Here is a 17,074-nt window from a genome sequence, read left to right on the forward strand (position 1 = left end):
GCCACGGTCGTACCACCCACGGTCGGCCCGCCAACCGCCGTACCGCCAGCGCCACCGGCGACGGTCGTACCACCCACCGTCGGCCCGCCAACCGCCGTACCGCGGCCACCGGCCACCGTCGTACCACCCACGGTCGGCCCACCAACCGCCGTACCGCCAGCGCCACCGGCGACGGTCGTACCACCCACCGTCGGCCCGCCAACCGCCGTACCGCGGCCACCGGCCACCGTCGTACCACCCACGGTCGGCCCACCAACCGCCGTGCCACCGGCGCCACCGATGGTCGTACCGCCGATGGTCGGCCCGCCGACCGCTATGCCACCGATCGAGACGCCGCCGCCTCGGCCGGAGGCGACGGTCGTACCACCCACGGTCGGCCCGCCAACCGCCACACCACGACCCCGCGAAACCGTCGTACCACCGACAGTGGGCCCGCCAACCGCCACACCACGACCCCGCGAAACCGTCGTACCGCCGACAGTGGGCCCGCCAACCGCCACACCACGGCCACCACCGGCCACGGTCGTACCGCCCACAGTGGGCCCGCCAACCGCCACACCACGGCCACCACCGGCCACGGTCGTACCACCCACAGTGGGCCCGCCAACCGCCGTACCACCGCCACCACCGGCGACAGTCGTACCACCGACGGTCGGCCCGCCAACCGCCGTACCGCCACCACCGGCCACGGTCGTACCACCCACAGTGGGCCCACCAACCGCCGTACCACCGCCACCACCGGCGACAGTCGTACCACCCACGGTCGGCCCACCAACCGCCGTACCACCGCCACCACCGGCCACGGTCGTACCACCCACAGTGGGCCCGCCAACCGCCGTACCACCGCCACCACCGGCGACAGTCGTACCACCCACGGTCGGCCCGCCAACCGCCGTACCACCGCCACCACCGGCGACAGTCGTACCACCCACGGTCGGCCCACCAACCGCCGTACCACCGCCACCACCGGCCACGGTCGTACCACCCACAGTGGGCCCGCCAACCGCCGTACCACCGCCACCACCGGCGACAGTCGTACCACCCACGGTCGGCCCGCCAACCGCCGTACCACCGCCACCACCGGCGACAGTCGTACCACCCACGGTCGGCCCACCAACCGCCGTACCACCGCCACCACCGGCCACGGTCGTACCACCCACAGTGGGCCCGCCAACCGCCGTACCACCGCCACCACCGGCGACAGTCGTACCACCCACGGTCGGCCCGCCAACCGCCGTACCACCGCCACCACCGGCGACAGTCGTGCCACCGACGGTCGGCCCACCGACCGCGGTGCCACCGCCATCGGCGACGGTCGTGCCACCGACGGTCGGCCCGCCAACCGCGGTCTGAGCAGAGGCGGGTGCTGCGAATGCGAAGGTCACAGCCGCCGGAACCGTGGCTAGCATTGCATAAACGCGGCTCTTGTTCAGAGTCATGACACTCCTCTACTCATTTTCTGGCAGGGCCGCCGCCGGAACCACGACTACTTGGCTTTGATCGCTGAACGGCGGCCTACGCTTAACCATCAGATGGAGAAGGGCGATGCACGGCCCGCTCGTCAGTGTCCCCGTCAGATGCGAAAAGAATGTCGAGAGAATGAGAAAAGATCTGCCGAATATCATCCTGGCCAATCGCCGCGCCAAACCTTGGCTCGGCAAAAGGCACCGCCGGCTTGGGTTGTGTCGTCGGGGACAGGGTGCTGTAGGACTTACCCGGAGCCGCCCGGGGTCCACACCCCCCATCGACACTTTCCGCACCCGTCCGACTTCGGAGTGTGCCGGAGGTGAGGCGGGTACACCCAGGCCACGGACCTGCGGCGGAGGGAGTAGACACGCATGACGGGACATAGGCGGTGGACCGCGGCTCCACGACGGCGTCGGACCTTCCGCGCGGGCCCGGATGAGGGCGGCGCTCCGGTTCGAGCCAGCTGGGCCGACCTGGCCCAGCTGGCCGCGTTCATGCTGCTGCTCGCCGCCCCGGACGCGGTCCCTGTCGCCACGGCCACGCCGGGCGACCCGAGGCCCGGGGCCGCGTGCGTGACGCGGATGACTCCGACGGATCCGCCGAGGTTCCTCCAGTCCGGCCCCGGTTGCGGGCGTGACTGAGCCACAGGTCGGCGGTGCGCTTCTCCCCCGAGGTCGATTCCCCCGGGTTCGACACGGCCGTCAACGCCGCACCGCCCGCCTTCTCGCGGATCAGTCGAGCGGGAGGTCGAGGATGGGCCGCGTCTGGCCGGTGATGGCTGTGTGCCAGGCCGGGAGAACCGTGGCGGTGGCGTGCGGGACGGGTACGGGTCACCCGGCCGACGGTCTCGCGGAAGTCGAGCAGCGCGTCGCGGTCACCGACGATCACAGGTATCGGCAGATCCAAGCGGCGCGGGGCGTCATCGGAGAACACCGGCAGACGCTCGGTACGGGGTTTGAAATGACGGTGGGTCAGCACCATGTAGTCGAGAAACTCCTGGGTACACGGCGTCTCCAGGCCGGTGGCGGTCTGTATCGCCGAGAAGAGGCGTTCCACGCGGTCCGGCCGTCGCCTCGCGTAGTCCAGCGCCAGCCACCCGCCGAGCGACGCTCCGACGACGGCCGCGCACGATCCCCAGCGCCCCGAGCACGTCGTCGAGCCGTCGCGCACGGGCCTCGGGGTTCAGCGGGGGACGTCCGGGCTCGCTCAGGCCCGGCTCGCCGATCAGGTCGACCGCGTGGACGCGGAAGTGCTCCGCCCACAGCGGGACGTCACCCATCCACACCGCCGAGTTGCTCCCCGCGCCGTGCGGCGGCAGGAGGGGCGGCGCGCCCGCGGGGCCGGACGCCACGGCAAAGGTCACCCCTTCCCCCATGGACAGGCGCAGGTGCTCGGCCGGCACCGGCCAGTCGTCGAGGATCTCGAGGTAACGCCGCCGGATCTGTTCCCATGGCGGTCATGACTCGAGGACCGCCTTGGCGTGCTCGAGCAGCCACACGGTGTCGTCGATCCCGGCCAGGATAACGATCTTCATGCGGGCTCGCTCGGCGTCGTAGACCGTCTCGATCCGCACGGGCGTGTCGCGGCGATGGGCGGTCGCGGCGGTGAGCAGGGTGCTCACCCGGCTCGCCGTGTCGGGGCTGACCGCCTCGACCTCGACGATGCTCGACACCTCGACGTGCCGCTCGCGCACGACCGTCTCCCGGGCTGGCGACGACAGCGAACGACCGGTGAAGGCCTCCAGATCCTCGTGCGCGATGCGGTACTGCTTGCCGATCCGCACCGCCTTCAGTTGCCCGCCACGCACGTATCCGCGCACTGTCCGCACATGCAGGCTCAGCAGATCGGCAACCTGCTCTACCGAGTAGAGAAGCTCCACAAACGAACCTTAACACGACCTCTATAACGGAATTATAGGTAACGATAAATGCGATTGAGGAAGGAGCCGCACGCCGGCGGGGTGCGGGCGGCGGGGTGCGGTCGGCGCGGGCTCACGCGTCGCTGGGGGCCAGCGGACGGCGGCGGGGCACGAACGTGGTGATGGCCAGGGCGAGCAGGGCCGCGGCCCCGCCGATGACCATGGCCACCCGCAGGCCGTTCTGCCCGGGGACGGTGACCCCGGCGACGGTGATGGTGATGCCGGCCAGTACGGCTCCCCCGACCGCGCTGGCGATGGCGGCGCCGACGGTCCGCATGAGGCTGTTGAGGCTGTTGGCGGCGCCGGTCTCGGAGATCGGGACCGCCGCCATGATGAGCGCCGGCATGGCGCCGTAGGCGAGCCCGATCCCGGCGCCGATGACGGTGGTGACCATCATGAGCTGCCAGATGGCGGACATCAGCCCGATTCCCAGGCCGTAACCGGCGGCGATCAGGACGGCGCCGGCCATCAGGGTCGTCTTCGGCCCCCTGGCGGCGGAGATGCGCGCGGACAGCGGGGAGACGACCATCATCACCAGGCCCGTGGGCGTCAGGACCAGGCCGGTGACCAGCAGCGACTTCCCCAGTCCGTAGCCGGTGGCGGTGGGCAGCTGCAGGATCTGGGGCTGCACCAGCCGAACCGGCATGGTGGCCACCCCGAACATGATCGAGGCGAGGTTGGTGACCAGCACCTGACGTCGCGCGCTGGTGCGCAGGTCCACCAGCGGCTGCCGCGCGCGCAGCTCCCAGCGCCCCCACACCAGCAGGACCGCGACACCCGCGACGGCCAGCCCGAGGGTGCGGCCGCTGCCCCAGCCCCAGTCGGCCCCCTGGGAGATCGCCAGCAGCAGGCACACGAGCACGGTCGACAGCCCGACCGCGCCGACCAGGTCGACCCGCCCGCCGGTGCGGGCCCGGGATTCCGGGACCAGCCACAGCACGAGTGCCGTGGCGAGGACCCCCAGCCCCGCCGAGACCCAGAACAGCAGGTGCCAGCTGGCGTGGTCGGCGATCAGGGCCGCCGTGGGCAGCCCCACGGCACCACCGACGCCGAGCGAGGAGCTCATCGTCGCGGTCGCCGAACCGAGGCGCTCGGGTGGCAGCTCGTCGCGCATGATGCTGATCCCCAGTGGGATGACTCCGGCCGACAGGCCCTGCAGTGTCCGCCCGACGACCAGCGGGATCAGGGTGGTGGACAGCCCGGCGACGGCCGAGCCGACCACCAGTAGGCCGAGGCTGGCCAGCAGCATGCGCCGTTTGCCGTACATGTCCCCGAGCCGGCCCGCCACCGGGGTGGCGACGGCGGAGGCGAGCAGCGTCGCGGTGATCGCCCACACCGCCCCGGACGCCGACGCGTGCACCAGCCGGGGCAGCTCGGGGAGCAGCGGGATCACCAGGCTCTGCATCGACGCGACCACGATCCCCGAGAACGACAGAACCGCTACGACAACCCCCGGCCGCGGCGCCGTGGACGCGACGGCGCCGGCGGGCCTGGCAAGATCGGCGGGGCTGGCAACGGAGTGGGACACAGACGAGCCTCCGACCGCGAGAGCAGCATAAGATCAATTAATTCATTCGATTTACTGGAGTAAATCAAATGACTGACCCTCGCGCCGGAGGTGACGGCGATCATGTGGCGACGACCGGCGCGCACCGCGACGAAGACGGTGCTCATGGCGACGATGGCGGTGCGCACGGTGACGACGATGGTGGGTGAGGTCGATGACGGGCAGGGCGGTGCGGCCGGAGCGGGGCAGCGCGACCCGCGAGATGATCCTCAACACCGCGGAACGACTGTTTGCCGAGCGCGGAATGCACGCGGTCTCCAACCGCCAGGTCAGCGAGGCGGCGGGGCAGAGCAACAACGCCGTGGTCAGCTACCACTTCGGCACGAAGGCCGACCTGGTACGCGCGATCGCGCGCCGGCACGCCGACCAGATGGAGCGGATCCGGGTGACCCTGGTCGCCGAAGCCGCCGGCTCCGCCGACCTCCGCGACTGGGTGGCCTGCCTGGTCCGCCCGTCTACCGAGCACCTGACCGCCCTGGGCAGCCCCACCTGGTACGCGCGATTCCGCGCCCAGGTCGTGAACGACCCCGCCCTGCGCCGGGTCACCGTCGAGGAGTCACTCAGATCCGCCTCGCTGCGCCTGCTCCTGGTGGGCCTGAACCCGTGTCTGCCCGACCTGCCGGCCGACATCCGCGCCGTCCGGTGGGCCATGGCACGTCACCTGATCACGCAGATGTGCGTCGAACGTGAACGCGCCCTCGCCGAGGGCACCCCGACTCACGAACCGAGCTGGGACGCCCTCGCCACCAGCCTGATCGACGCGATCGTCGGGCTGTGGCAGGCCCCGGTGACACCGGTCCCGCCCGGGGGAACCACGACCGGCGAGCTGGGCTGCCACGCCGCCGGCGGCGCGCTCGAACAGGGTCAGCGGCCACCGCACTGACCTGGTTCGCGGGTGCCGAGCGCGGCGACACCGCGGGCCATTCCCGTGATCACGGTGGCCGCGGCGTCCTGCGGCGTGGAGACCACCGTGGAGCCGAGGCCCGGCCTGACGATCGGAGACCCGCCGACGGGGCGCTGCACGCCGGTCGGCCTCGACCAGGGTCAGGCACACGTCGAGGCCCCCTGTGATCCAGCCGTGGCCGCGCCGGCAGCCGGGGCCGGCCCGGTCTCCCGGGCGGTGCCGCCACCGTCGCCCAGGAGAACCGACACCGTGCCGTTCCCGGTGTTGGCGACGGCCAGGCTGTCATTGCCGTCCCCCGCCAGGTCACCCACCGCCACATCGGCCGGACCCGGGCCGGTGACGTGGTTGATCGCGGGGGCGAACAGCCCGGCGACGCGACGCCTCCCCGCCACCCGTGCCCTCATGGACGTCCTCGCGTCGAGGTTCGCTGCCGTGGGCCGAACACGCCCACATCCGGCCTCTCTCTCAGGTGGCCTGCCGCACCGGCCACCGCCCGCGCAGCAGCCCACCCCGCCACCGCCCGCGAGGCCCCAAGGCCGCACATCATGATCACAACGACTGCGCGTCGCCCGCGGGTCCCGGCGGGTTCCGATCACGTAGCTCCCCGGGCTCGCCCCGATCGTGGCCCAGTGTCCACCGTCAGCCACCACGACACTCCCAACCGTCACCACGAGCCCCGGGCGCCCGGCTCGACGGCCGCCGTCCCGCCCGGGGCAACCGGACGAACTCCGCTCGCCGTAACCGTGGATCGGCCGGGCCCGACAGCCCTGCGCCCGACGGCCCTGCGCCCGGCGGCGTCGCGCCGCGCGCGTCGGCGGGACGCGTCGCCGGGTTCCGGGTACTCGTTGACCCCGACCGCGGACAGGGAGAGGTTTCCGGGATGCAGCCGATGGCGGGAGCCGCCGCGGAGTGGGCGGCGGCCCAGGTCGCCGAGGTGCGCGATCACCCTCGGGGGCGGATGGCGCTGTTGTCACGGACCTATCACGGACCGGTCGGGCGCGCGCCGCGGCACCTGCCCTTCCGACGGGCGGCGGTGTCGTTCATGCACTGGCAGATCGAGCGTGGGGTGCTCAATCCCCCGGACGCGGACCCGCCGGGTAGCCGATGGTGGCGGAAGGTCAACGACCGGCTGCTGCTGGACGGCTGTGAGGCCATGGCGCGCTCGGGTGGTCTGCGGGGGGAGCCGTCCTCCCCGGCGATCGACCTGTGGTCGGCGTTCATCAGCGCGCCGACCCCCTGGAGCTGGTATCGCGCCCACAACGCGAGCATCGTCTCCGCCTACCTGGACAACCGGGCGCTCGCCGAGTTGGAACCGGCGGCCGAACGCTTCTTTCTCAACGTCGTCCTGCTCCGTGTTCTGTATGCGCACGCGCTGGTCGCGGCACCGCGGCTGTCACTGGGCAGGTTCGCCGTCCTGGGCCGGGCCGTCGGTGATCCGCGGCTCGGGATGGCGGGAATCTTTCTCTCGCTCGGGCGGGTCCTTCCCGATCGCTATCCGCCCGACGAGAATCTGCGGGACTACCTGGTGACGGAGCATGGCCTCGGGCGGTTTCTCGACTACGACGTGATCCAGCCACGGCTGCGGGAGCTGTACGAGTGGTCCGCCCTGGAACTCGGTCTTCCCGGGCTACGCGACCTCATCCGGGACGGCAGCCCGATCTACGCGTGGCCTTATGAGGAACGGCACGTCTGGGTGTCCGGCCGCGCGTCGCTGCCGGTGCGCGTTCTGCGCCGGGCGACCTCGCCGCGGTGAGCGACTCCCGCGGTTCCCACGACTCCGGCTCACCCGACTGACCGCCCCGGCGGTAGTTGACGATCTGTGGGCTGTTCGCACGCGCGGGCCGATCCGGGACGACGAATCCACTAAGCGTGCACTCTCTGTCAAGGGCGTCGACCTAAGGTAACCGGAGGCATCGGAAACAGCTGAATACGGCCCGCCCCGTTGCGGCGCTTCCACGTCCGGCACGGCCTGCGCGAGCAGGCGCGGAAGCCGTCCCCGCCACCCGATCCCCGTCTCCCGCCCCGGTCCGGCCGGACCGGCGCGGACCGGGGCGGACCGGCGCGGACCGGCGCGGACCGGGGCGGGGCGGGAAAACACTAAGATCATATGGAGAGCGCCCGTCGCGGCGTTCATCCCTTCGGGAGTGGGAACAGGCGTGGCAGTACGGCCATCGTCCGGCGGGCAGCTGTGCCTCCAGATTCTCGGTCCGTTGCGGCTGTGGCGCGACGGTGCCGAGCTGGACGCCGGGCCCCGCCAGCAGGCGTACCTGCTCGCGCTGCTGCTCGCCCGCGCCGGCCGGCCGACCAGCACCAGCGAGCTGATCGACCTGATCTGGGACGACGACGTCCCCGCCTCGGCGGTCAACATCCTGCAGAAGTACGTCGGCGCGCTGCGGCGGCTGCTGGAACCCACGCTGCCCACCCGCGGAACCGGCTCGTACCTGCTGCGGCGCGGCGGCGGCTACCTGTTCGCGGCCGGCCCCGACCTGCTGGACGTCGTCGCCTTCCGGGAACTCGTCGCGGCGGCGCAGGAACGCCTCGCCCGGCAGGACCTCGACGGGGCGCTCGACCGCTACACGGAGGCGCTGGGGTGCTGGCACGGCCCCGCGGGCGACGGGCTGGCCCACGGATCGGGCGCGACGTCCGTCTTCGCCGCGCTCAACGGCGAGTTCTTCGACGCCTGTGTGGCTGCCGCCGAACTCGCGGTCGCGGTCGCGCGGAGCCAGCCCGGGCGGGTGCTCGCGCCGCTGCGCCTGGCCGCGGGAATGGCCCCGCTGCACGAGACCGTGCAGGCGAGCCTCGCCCTCACCCTCGCCGCCGCCGGTCAACAGGCGGAAGCCCTGTCCGTGCTGCGGACGGTCCGGGACCGGCTAGCCGAGGAACTCGGCATCGATCCCGGACCGGCGTTGCGGGCCGCGCACCTGCGGGTCCTGGGTCAGCCTCCGGCGTCCACCGCCTCCACCGCCTCCGCCGACACCGCCGACACCGCCGGCGCCACGGCCTCCGCCGGCGCGGACAGCGCGAACGGCGCGAACGACACCGACAGCACCGGGACGGCGGAGGCCGCGGGCGTGACCGGCGCGACGGGCGGTGCCCCGCCGGGGCAGCCACCGACCGGGCCGCCCCCGCTCGTCGGCCGGGCCGGGGAGACGCCCGCCGGGCGGCCGTGGGTGCCGGCGCCCGGGACGGCGCACACCGACGGCCTGATCGGCCGGGGCGAGGAGCTCGCGACGCTGCGCCACGCGGTGGACGCGGCGTTCGCCGGTGGCGCGGGGCTCGTCGTCGTCGAGGGCGAACCGGGGGTCGGCAAGACCCGCCTGCTGGAGGAGGCCGGCGCCGAGGCGGACCGGCGCGGCGCGCTCGTCGTCTGGGGCGGCTGCCTCGAAGGTGACGGGACACCCTCGATGTGGCCGTGGGTGCAGGCGGTCGGGGTGGTCCTCGACGGCCTGCCGGCGGCGGCCCGCGACGAGTGGCATGCCGGTGAGCTCGGCCGCCTCGTGGAGCCCCGGGGTACCGTCCCCTCGGCGCCGGTCGTGGCGGACACACCGGTGCTGCCGGACAGCGGCGCCCAGTTCCGGCTGTTCGAGCGGGTCGTCGCGCTCGTCGGCCAGGTCGCGGCGCGCCGGCCGGTGGTGCTCGTCGTCGACGACCTGCAGTGGGCCGACGTCGCCTCTCTGCAGATGTTCAGCCATCTGGCGGCCCGGCTGCCCGACAGCACCACGGTCATCGGCGCGTTGCGGGACCGTGTTCCGGTGTCCGGTTCGGAGCTGTCGCGGATGCTGGCCGCGGCGAGCCGGCTGTCCCGGCACCGGCGGATCCGGCTCGGCCCGCTCGGCCCGACGGAGGTGGCCGAACTCGTCCACCGGGAGACCGGCCAGGTCCCGGGTTCCGGTGTCGTTCGCGGCATCCACGCCCGGACCGCCGGCAATCCTTTCTTCGTCCGGGAGCTGGCCCGGTTCCTGGCCGAGGGCGGGGACATCACCGAGGACGCCGTGGCCCGGGCCGGGGTGCCGTCCACCGTGCGCGACGTGGTCCGGGATCGGATGGCCGGGCTCGACGACGACGCCAGAGGCCTGGTGCAGATCGCCGCGCTGATCGGCCGGGAGGTCGATCTCGGGCTGCTCGCGTCGGTGTCCGACCTGGCGGTGCAGACCTGCATCGACCGCCTTGAACCGCTGGACGCGCTGGGTCTGTTCGAGCCCGCGCCCGGCAACCCGTTCTCGTTCCGCTTCGCGCACGACCTGGTCCGCGAGTCGGTCGTCCGGACGACGGCGCCGGCGCGGGCGACCCGGCTGCACCTGCGGGTGGCGGACGCGCTGGAGCGCTCCGGCGCGGACGGCGAGTCCGTGGCCGAACGCCTCGCCCACCATCTGTGGGCCGCCGGCCCGCTGGCGGACCCGGCCCGGACCGCCGGCGCGCTGGAACGGGCCGGGCGGCGCGCCGCGGCCAAGTCGGCGTTCGACGCCGCCGCGCGGCAGCTGGTGTCGGCGGCACGGGTGGCGCGCACGGCGCACCTGGCGGAGCTGGAGCTGTCCGCGCTCTCGCAGCTCACCGCGGCGGTCGGGATGCGGTCCGGTTACGTCGGCTCCACGGCCGACCTGCTGGAACGGGCCGAGCATCTGGCTCGGGGCCTCGGCCGGGAACGGGAGGCCGCCGACTTCCTCTTCTCCCGGTGGGCCGCCTGCTCCCAGGGCATCCAGCTCGACCAGGCCGGGCGGCTGGCCCGCCGGCTGCTCGAGGAGAGCGAGATGTCCACCGACCCGGTCGTCCGCGCGTACGGCCGGCACGCCTGGGGCATCCACCAGTGGGACGTCGGCGACATCGGCGAGGCGGTGCGGTACCTGAGCCAGTCCAACTCGATCGTGCGCGACGGCCTGGCCCAGCGCGAGGAGGACCCGCTGCGGCACGACCTGCAGCTGCTCTCCCCCGTGATGCTCGCGCTGAACACCGCGCTGCACGGTGACGTCGACGGGGCGCGGGTGCTCCTCAAAAGGCTGGAGACCACCGCCGGCGACGACTCCTACGCGATCACGGTCTGGGCCGCGTTCGCCGTCACGGTGGCGGCGCTGGCCGGCGATCCGGCCTGGGCGCTGCGCGCGGCGGAACGCGGGATCGCGGTGGACCCGGAGTTCTCCTTCGTCTTCCTCGGCAGCTACCAGCGGCTGGCCCGGTGCTGGGCGCGAGCCGTCGCCGGCGAGGACCCGGCCGGCGCGGCGGCCGAGGCCGAGCGGATCATCATCGCCGCCCTGCTCGACCCGCCGCGTTCGGGCCTGGCCACCTGGTACGGGCTGCTCGCCGAGATGTGGCTGGCGGCCGGGCGGCCGGCCGAGGCGGCCGCCGCCCTTGACCGGGCCGACTCGGTCCTCGACACCTACGGCCAGCGCTACCCCGAGGGCCTGGTCCTCCTGCTGCGGGCCCGGCTGGCGCAGGCGCGTGGCGAGCCCGCCGCCGCCGTGCGGGCCGCCGCCGAGCGGGCCCGCGCGTTGTCCACCGAACGTGAGGCCCACCTGTTCGCCCACCGCGCCGAGGAACTGCTGGCCGGGCTGGAACGGGCGCCGACCGGCCACTGACCGTCGCACCACGGCGACGCCCGGTGCGGGAATCGCGGAACCGATGCCCGCCCGGGGCCTGGCCCGCTCCCGAAAGCGACCCTGGCGCGGGGCGGAAGAACGGTCACCAGGTGCCGTCGAGTCGACGTCCGCTCATACGCATCAGCAGTGGTCGGCCGTCCCCAGGGCGACCAGCGCGGTCCGCAGGACCGTCGCGGCGGGCGGGGCCGCGTTCCCACCGCCGGTGAGATCACCGCCGGGAGGTGCTTTGAGATAGACCGCCACCACCACCACCGGGTCCCGGGCCGGGGCGAACGCCACCGTCCAGGCATCGTTGTCCAGGTTGGCCGGGTCGGCGCCGACCTCCGGCGTCCCCGTCTTCGCCGCCACCTGGGCGCAGGGGACGGCGGCTCTGGTCGCCGTCCCCGCCTGGACGGCCGCGACCATCCCATCTCTGATCACGGCGGCGTTCTCCGCCGGGATGGCCGGCCGGGGCCGGGCCGCCGGTGCCCGCCAGAGCACCGCGCCATCCCGTTCGACCTGGGCGACCGTGTGGGGCGGACGCAGCTCGCCGCCTTCGGCCACCGCCGCGCCGACCAGCGCCATCTGCAGCGGCGTGGCGGAGACGCATGCCTGGCCCAGCGCCAGCTGCTCCACCAGGCAGGGCCTGCCGTCCGCGGTCCGGGATCCGATGGAGGAGACGGCGAGCGGCAGGCCGTCCAGGTCGCAGAAGTCGTCGCCGCGGGGCGCCAGCCCGAGAGCCGCGCAGGCGGACCGGCCCGCCGGCGCGGAGCCGGGCGTCCCGAATCCGAGGGCGGCGGCCGCGTGAGCGATGCGCTCCGCGCCGAGGTCCTTGCCGACCAGGGCGAAAGCGGTGTTGCAGGACTCGCGCAACGCGTCCACCAGGGCCGGGATGCCGGCCAGCGTGGTGGCTGGGCAGGTGCCGTGACCGAAGTTCCGCAACGACCTGCCGTCTGGCAACGGCACGTCGGAATGCGGGACCAGGTGATAGCCGCCCAGTCTGGCCGGGTCGATCGCGGCGGTGGTGACCATTTTGAACACCGAGCCCGGCTGGATGGGAGTTCCGGGGGAGGTAGCGAGATCGTCATCGTCGGCGATGGCCAGTACTCCGCCGGTACGCGGGTCCAGGGCCACCACGGCGCCGCGGGCGCCCGGGGCGGCGTCCCTCGCCTCCCGTAGCGCGCGGACCGCCGCCTCCTGAATCCTGGTGTCGTACGAGGTCCTCAGGTCGGCGGGCCGGCACCGCCGTCCCAGCGCGCCGTGCGGGCCGGACCGGTCCTCCCCCGGTGGTGAGCCGCATTCGAGCTGCATCGACCAGGCGTACTCCAGCCCGCTGGCGCTGGTGCTTCCCGAGGACGGCCGGAACTCTCCGACAGGCGGGCCCGCCGACGACCGGCGACGAGCCGGGAGCTGGCCGGACCAGTCGGTGGCGGCGAGCACCTGGCCGTCCGCGGTGAGGATCCGGCCCCGGTCGAAGGTCGCCCGCTCCGTGCGGACGATCCCCCCACCCGGGTCGTAGCGATCCAGGCGCGGGCCGGCGGCCAGGAGCTGCGCGTGCAGCAGCGAGAGGGCGGCGACCGCGGCCAGCAGCCCGGCGAGCGCCGGTGCCCGCCAGGACCGCGACGGCCGTCGGCCGGCCGGTGACGCGGCGGGGGCGGCGGGGACGACGGGGGCGGTGTGGACGGGGAACGAGGCGGTGGCGGCTGGTCGCGGCCCGGCGCAGCCCGCCGCCAGCCCGACGATGCCGAGCACCACCAGCATGGAGGTGCCCCCGGCCGAGAGCAGAGGGGTCGTGATGCCGGAGATCGGCAGTACCCGGGTCGTCGCCAGCGCCGGCCAGGCGATGTTGGCCGCCAACATGACGGACAGCCCCACCAGCCAGGCCCGCAGCCAGGACTCCTCCCCGGCCCGCCGGGCGAGCCTGAACAGCTGGACGAGCAGCAGGACGTAGAGCGCGCCGGTCAGCAGGGTGCCGATGAGGCCGAACTCCTCGCCGAGCACCGCCAGGATGAAGTCGTTGCGCCGCTCCAGCCCGATGCTGTCCACTCTGCCGAGGCCCGGCCCGGCACCGAGCACCCCGCCGCGCGCGTAGGCGAGCAGCGCCATCCCGGGCTGGTGGAGTGTCGCTCCCGCGCCGTGACCACCCCGGTAGAAGGGGTCCTTCCACAGGGCGAGCCGCTCCCCCAGCACCCCGAGGTGGACGATCATCGCCAGCACGGCCAGCAGCAGGAACCCCACGGTCGCCATGGCGGCGTAACGCCAGCGGCTGGTGACGTGGACGACGACGCCGACGATGCCGATGAAGAGCACCACGGCGGGCCCGAGGTCACTGAGTTTCACGAAGATCAGGGTGGCCAGAACCGCCGGCACCAGCGCGTACTCGGCCAGCATCCAGACAGCCCGGGACGACCGGTGGGCCCCCCACAGGCGAGGGACGTCCGAGGGCGCCCTCAGCCGGAAGGCGATCCAGCCGAGAAGACAGAACCGGAACACCTCGGTCGGCTGGATATGCAGCGGGCCCAGGGAGAGGCCGATCTGGGCACCCCGGTCGACCGGACTGGCCAGCGCCAGCGCGCAGGAACCCACTGTCAGGGCGAGCAGCACCACGTTCGTGCGCTGGATCCGCCGGTTGCGGGCCGGCCCCTCCGGCAGCCGGTCGGCCGCCGCGAGCGACCGGCCCAGAGAGAACAGCGCGGCACCGGCGCCGACGGCGGTCAGGTAGGCGGCGAGGGAGCCCAACGTCTCGACGCCGACCCGCATCCGCAGGACGAAGCCGATCGCCGCGAGCACCTGGATGGTGATCACCAGCGGGACAAGGGCCGGATCGCCGACGCGCCGGGCGCCCCGGAGCAGAAACACCGTGGTCGCCGTGTGCACACCGACGGTGACGACGGCCGGCACCGGGTCGACCATGGCCGGCCGGTGCCACCACAGGGCGAAGACCAGCCCGGAGAGGAGCACGCCCGGCCCCGCGGCGCCCGGCAGCATCGGCGAACCCGCCGACCACTGCCTGTCCGCCCGACCGGAGAGACCGGTGGCGGTGGCCGTCACGGCAGAAGGTACTGAGCGAGGAGCCACATGACCACGACGGCCACGCTGAGCAGCCCCGCCGCCAGCGCGACCGTGACGATCCAGTCCCCGGGCGCGGACCGGTCCAGGGGACTGCCGCCGCTCCAGGCAGCGGTCAGGTCGTCATCGGCCGCGTCGTAGTCGCTGTAGGCCGGGCTGTCCGCGTACGCCGGGTTGTCGCGCTGCGCCGGGTTGTCGCGCTGCGCCGGGCCGCCGTGGCCGGCTGGACCGGCCCCGGCCGGCGCGCCAGCCGACGGGGCTGCCGCCGGGTAGGGGTACGGCGCCTGCCCGCCCTCTCGCCACGGATCCTGGCGGGCACCGGCGTGGCTCCCGTCCGCGGGAGCGAGCGGCCCGGCGCTCGCCCCGGGGGCAGCCGTCGAGGCTGGCAGTGCGGCCTGCGGCGGCCCGGCCGGGACGGCCTGTCTGCTTTTCCGGCGGGGCGGGAGCGCCGGGCGGCCGATCGACCCCCGCCACAGGTCGACGACATGATCGACAAGGACCTGCTCGGCCCGCACCGAGGCCGTCTCCCGCGCGGCGTCCAGGAGGTCGGAGATCAGGCCTGACGGGAGGCCCTGTCTGAGGAGCCTGCGCAGCTCCTCGATGAACTGACGATCCGTGGCGACACGCGGATCCACGAGATCCGGCCGGAACAGCAGGTCGACCACCAGTCGACGCTCCGGGACGGGGTCGAGAAGCCCCTCGGGCTCCGCCCACAGCGGACCGAGGCGCTCACCGGTGAGGTGACGGCGGACGCGCCCACGCCGTCTGATGGCCTCCGGCCCGTGCTCGGCCGCGCTTCGACCGCTCCGGCCGGCCTGCAGGAACCGGATTTCGAGCACGTGCAGCGTGACCGCGAGGATGATCGGCTGGGTGGGGACGTCCGCGCCGGCGGGGAGCCGCTGGGCGATGTGGTCCACCGACACTCCAGCGAGCAGGCGTTCGAGCGCCGCCGCGAACTCCCGTCGTTGCGCCGAGTCCGGCGGCGGAGCCGACGAATGGTCCCTGGCCCGCGGGCCGTCCCGTTCGGGCCGGCCGGCCTCGGCCCAGATCTCGACGGCGGTCCGCGCGGCGCGCAGCCGCCCGGCGGCGCTCGGCTGCCCGGCCTCGAACCGGCCCAACCAGCTTTCCACGGCCACCCGCACCTCGGTCGGACCGAGGCCGCATTCGTTCACGGCCTGCTGGATCGCGACCTCCACGTTCTTGCCGAGACCGCTGTCATCCGCGGCGGCGCCGCCACCCACCGCGAAATGGTCACTCACGGTGACACCATCCGCGGCGGCACCGTCCGGCACCGCGCCGAGCGACTTGTCGAGAACGGCCTCGATGGTTCGCTCTCCGAGGACCAGCCGCACGCGCTGGGCGGACGTCGGCAGCAAGGAGGTCGTCCCCAGCTTCCACCCGGTCCGCACCCATCGGAGCCCGGCCGCGTCGAGGCGCCGCAGCTCCGCGCACAGGGAGTCCATGGTCTCCGGCCGATCGAGCTCCGCCCGGTCGCGCTCGCCGCCACGCCCCTGCAGCACGCTGCGCAGGGAATAGAGAGGACGGGAGACCGCCTCGGGCGCGCCCGAGGCACGGACGACCCATGAGGCGACGTCCGCCGGCGACTCGGGAAGTGGCCCGGTGATCATGCGAGCCACCTCGGCGTACCCGCCGTCCTGGTAGGCCGCCACCAGATCGGCCGCGATCTCCCCGGCGGCGCCGGACTCCTCGGGGGGCCGCCCCGGCGGATAGCGCACGCGCAGGCGGTTCAGTTCGAAGTCCGACTGGCCGGTGCGGGCCAGGAAGATGTGGCGCAGCGAGGACTGCTGTTCCGCCGTCTCGCCGGTGGAGAACGACCAGTCATGGTCGGGCACCCGGCTCAGCAGCTTGGTGAGCACCATGATGAGGCCGAACATCAGCGGTTCAGGCCGGCCTTGATAGCCGACGATGCTGACCTGGCGGGTCGGGTCGGCCAGGAGCGCGGCCACCAGATGGACGAGCGGGTCACCGAGCCCGGACGCGGCCTGGTCGAGCTCCGCGTACGACGCCCCGACCTCCGCGGTGTTCAGCTCCGCCATCACCAGCGGCTGGCTGACGGCGTGGGCGTCGACCTGCTCGGCCGCCGGCCCGGACTCGCCGGACCGCCGGCCACCGAACCAGCCCGGCCAGGCCTGCAGCGCGAGCGCCCGCAGCGGCCGGAGGTGCGCCGCCGGGCCGACGAGGGCGTGCGCGAGAACCGACGAGCGGCCCAGCGGGTCGCGCGCGACGACCCTGCGGATGACGGCCGCCTCCGCCCCGGCCAGGCCGCACCGCAGGTAACACAGCGATCCGTCCGACATCCGTGGTCGCGCCGGCCCGGCCTGAGCGGCACCAGCCGGGGCAGCGCTCGCCGAGGTGGCGCCGGGTGGGACGGTGCCGGCCAGGACGGCGCCGAGCAGCCGGTCGTTCCAGACGGAGAGCCGGCGCTGGTCGGAGAGCGAGGTCGAGGCGGGCCCGATGCCCTCCAGGCCGAGTGGCGACCGCTGCCCCGGCACCCAGTGGAAGACGATCTGATCGATCAGATCGCTCTGGTCCGAGGCGGCGTCCGGGCCGCTGCCCAT

General features: G+C 73.7%; 8 protein-coding genes. 3 read left to right on the forward strand and 5 right to left on the reverse strand.

The features are described from left to right. Positions 1 to 2,923: 2,923 nt before the first annotated feature. Positions 2,924 to 3,346 carry a helix-turn-helix domain-containing protein gene (locus tag B056_RS0105380; protein ID WP_026239361.1) on the reverse strand — a complete coding sequence of 141 codons (423 nt, stop codon included), beginning with the start codon at positions 3,344 to 3,346 and terminating at the stop codon, positions 2,924 to 2,926. Positions 3,347 to 3,458: 112 nt separating this feature from the next. After that, positions 3,459 to 4,913, reverse strand: a complete 1,455-nt coding sequence (locus tag B056_RS0105385; RefSeq protein WP_026239362.1) for an MFS transporter — start codon at positions 4,911 to 4,913, stop codon at positions 3,459 to 3,461. Positions 4,914 to 5,106: 193 nt separating this feature from the next. Between B056_RS0105385 and B056_RS35260 the strand changes: the two genes are divergently transcribed. After that, complete coding sequence (locus B056_RS35260) at positions 5,107 to 5,835, forward strand: TetR/AcrR family transcriptional regulator (protein WP_035750194.1); 729 nt, start codon at positions 5,107 to 5,109, stop codon at positions 5,833 to 5,835. A 161-nt stretch (positions 5,836 to 5,996) separates the two neighbouring features. Here B056_RS35260 and B056_RS0105400 read toward each other — a convergent pair whose 3' ends face one another. After that, positions 5,997 to 6,260 carry a hypothetical protein gene (locus B056_RS0105400; RefSeq protein ID WP_154676844.1) on the reverse strand — a complete coding sequence of 88 codons (264 nt, stop codon included), beginning with the start codon at positions 6,258 to 6,260 and terminating at the stop codon, positions 5,997 to 5,999. A 476-nt stretch (positions 6,261 to 6,736) separates the two neighbouring features. Between B056_RS0105400 and B056_RS0105405 the strand changes: the two genes are divergently transcribed. Next, on the forward strand, positions 6,737 to 7,609 hold the full coding sequence (locus tag B056_RS0105405) for a hypothetical protein (RefSeq protein WP_018500881.1): 873 nt from the start codon (positions 6,737 to 6,739) through the stop codon (positions 7,607 to 7,609). A 403-nt stretch (positions 7,610 to 8,012) separates the two neighbouring features. Then, the gene (locus tag B056_RS0105410; protein WP_020572321.1) at positions 8,013 to 11,426 is read left to right on the forward strand and encodes an AAA family ATPase; all 3,414 of its coding nucleotides are present in this window, start codon (positions 8,013 to 8,015) and stop codon (positions 11,424 to 11,426) included. Between the two features lie 141 nt (positions 11,427 to 11,567). On the opposite strand, the gene B056_RS0105415 is transcribed toward B056_RS0105410, so the two are convergent. Continuing rightward, entirely contained in the window at positions 11,568 to 14,477 is a 2,910-nt protein-coding gene (locus tag B056_RS0105415; RefSeq protein ID WP_018500883.1) for an FtsW/RodA/SpoVE family cell cycle protein, read from the reverse strand. Further along, positions 14,474 to 17,074, reverse strand: coding sequence for a hypothetical protein (locus tag B056_RS0105420; protein WP_026239363.1), 2,601 nt, complete (start codon positions 17,072 to 17,074; stop codon positions 14,474 to 14,476). Before B056_RS0105420 ends, B056_RS0105415 begins: the two co-directional genes overlap by 4 nt.

It is taken from the genome of Parafrankia discariae (assembly GCF_000373365.1).
Taxonomy (GTDB): domain Bacteria; phylum Actinomycetota; class Actinomycetes; order Frankiales; family Frankiaceae; genus Parafrankia; species Parafrankia discariae.

What these genes read in the sequence shown, in the direction of transcription:
- B056_RS35260 (WP_035750194.1), top strand. Translation starts at nt 5,107, where the DNA reads ATGACGGGCAGGGCGGTGCGGCCGGAGCGGGGCAGCGCGACCCGCGAG.
- B056_RS0105400 (WP_154676844.1), bottom strand. Translation starts at nt 6,260, where the DNA reads ATGAGGGCACGGGTGGCGGGGAGGCGTCGCGTCGCCGGGCTGTTCGCC.
- B056_RS0105405 (WP_018500881.1), top strand. Translation starts at nt 6,737, where the DNA reads ATGCAGCCGATGGCGGGAGCCGCCGCGGAGTGGGCGGCGGCCCAGGTC.
- B056_RS0105420 (WP_026239363.1), bottom strand. Translation starts at nt 17,074, where the DNA reads ATGGGCAGCGGCCCGGACGCCGCCTCGGACCAGAGCGATCTGATCGAT.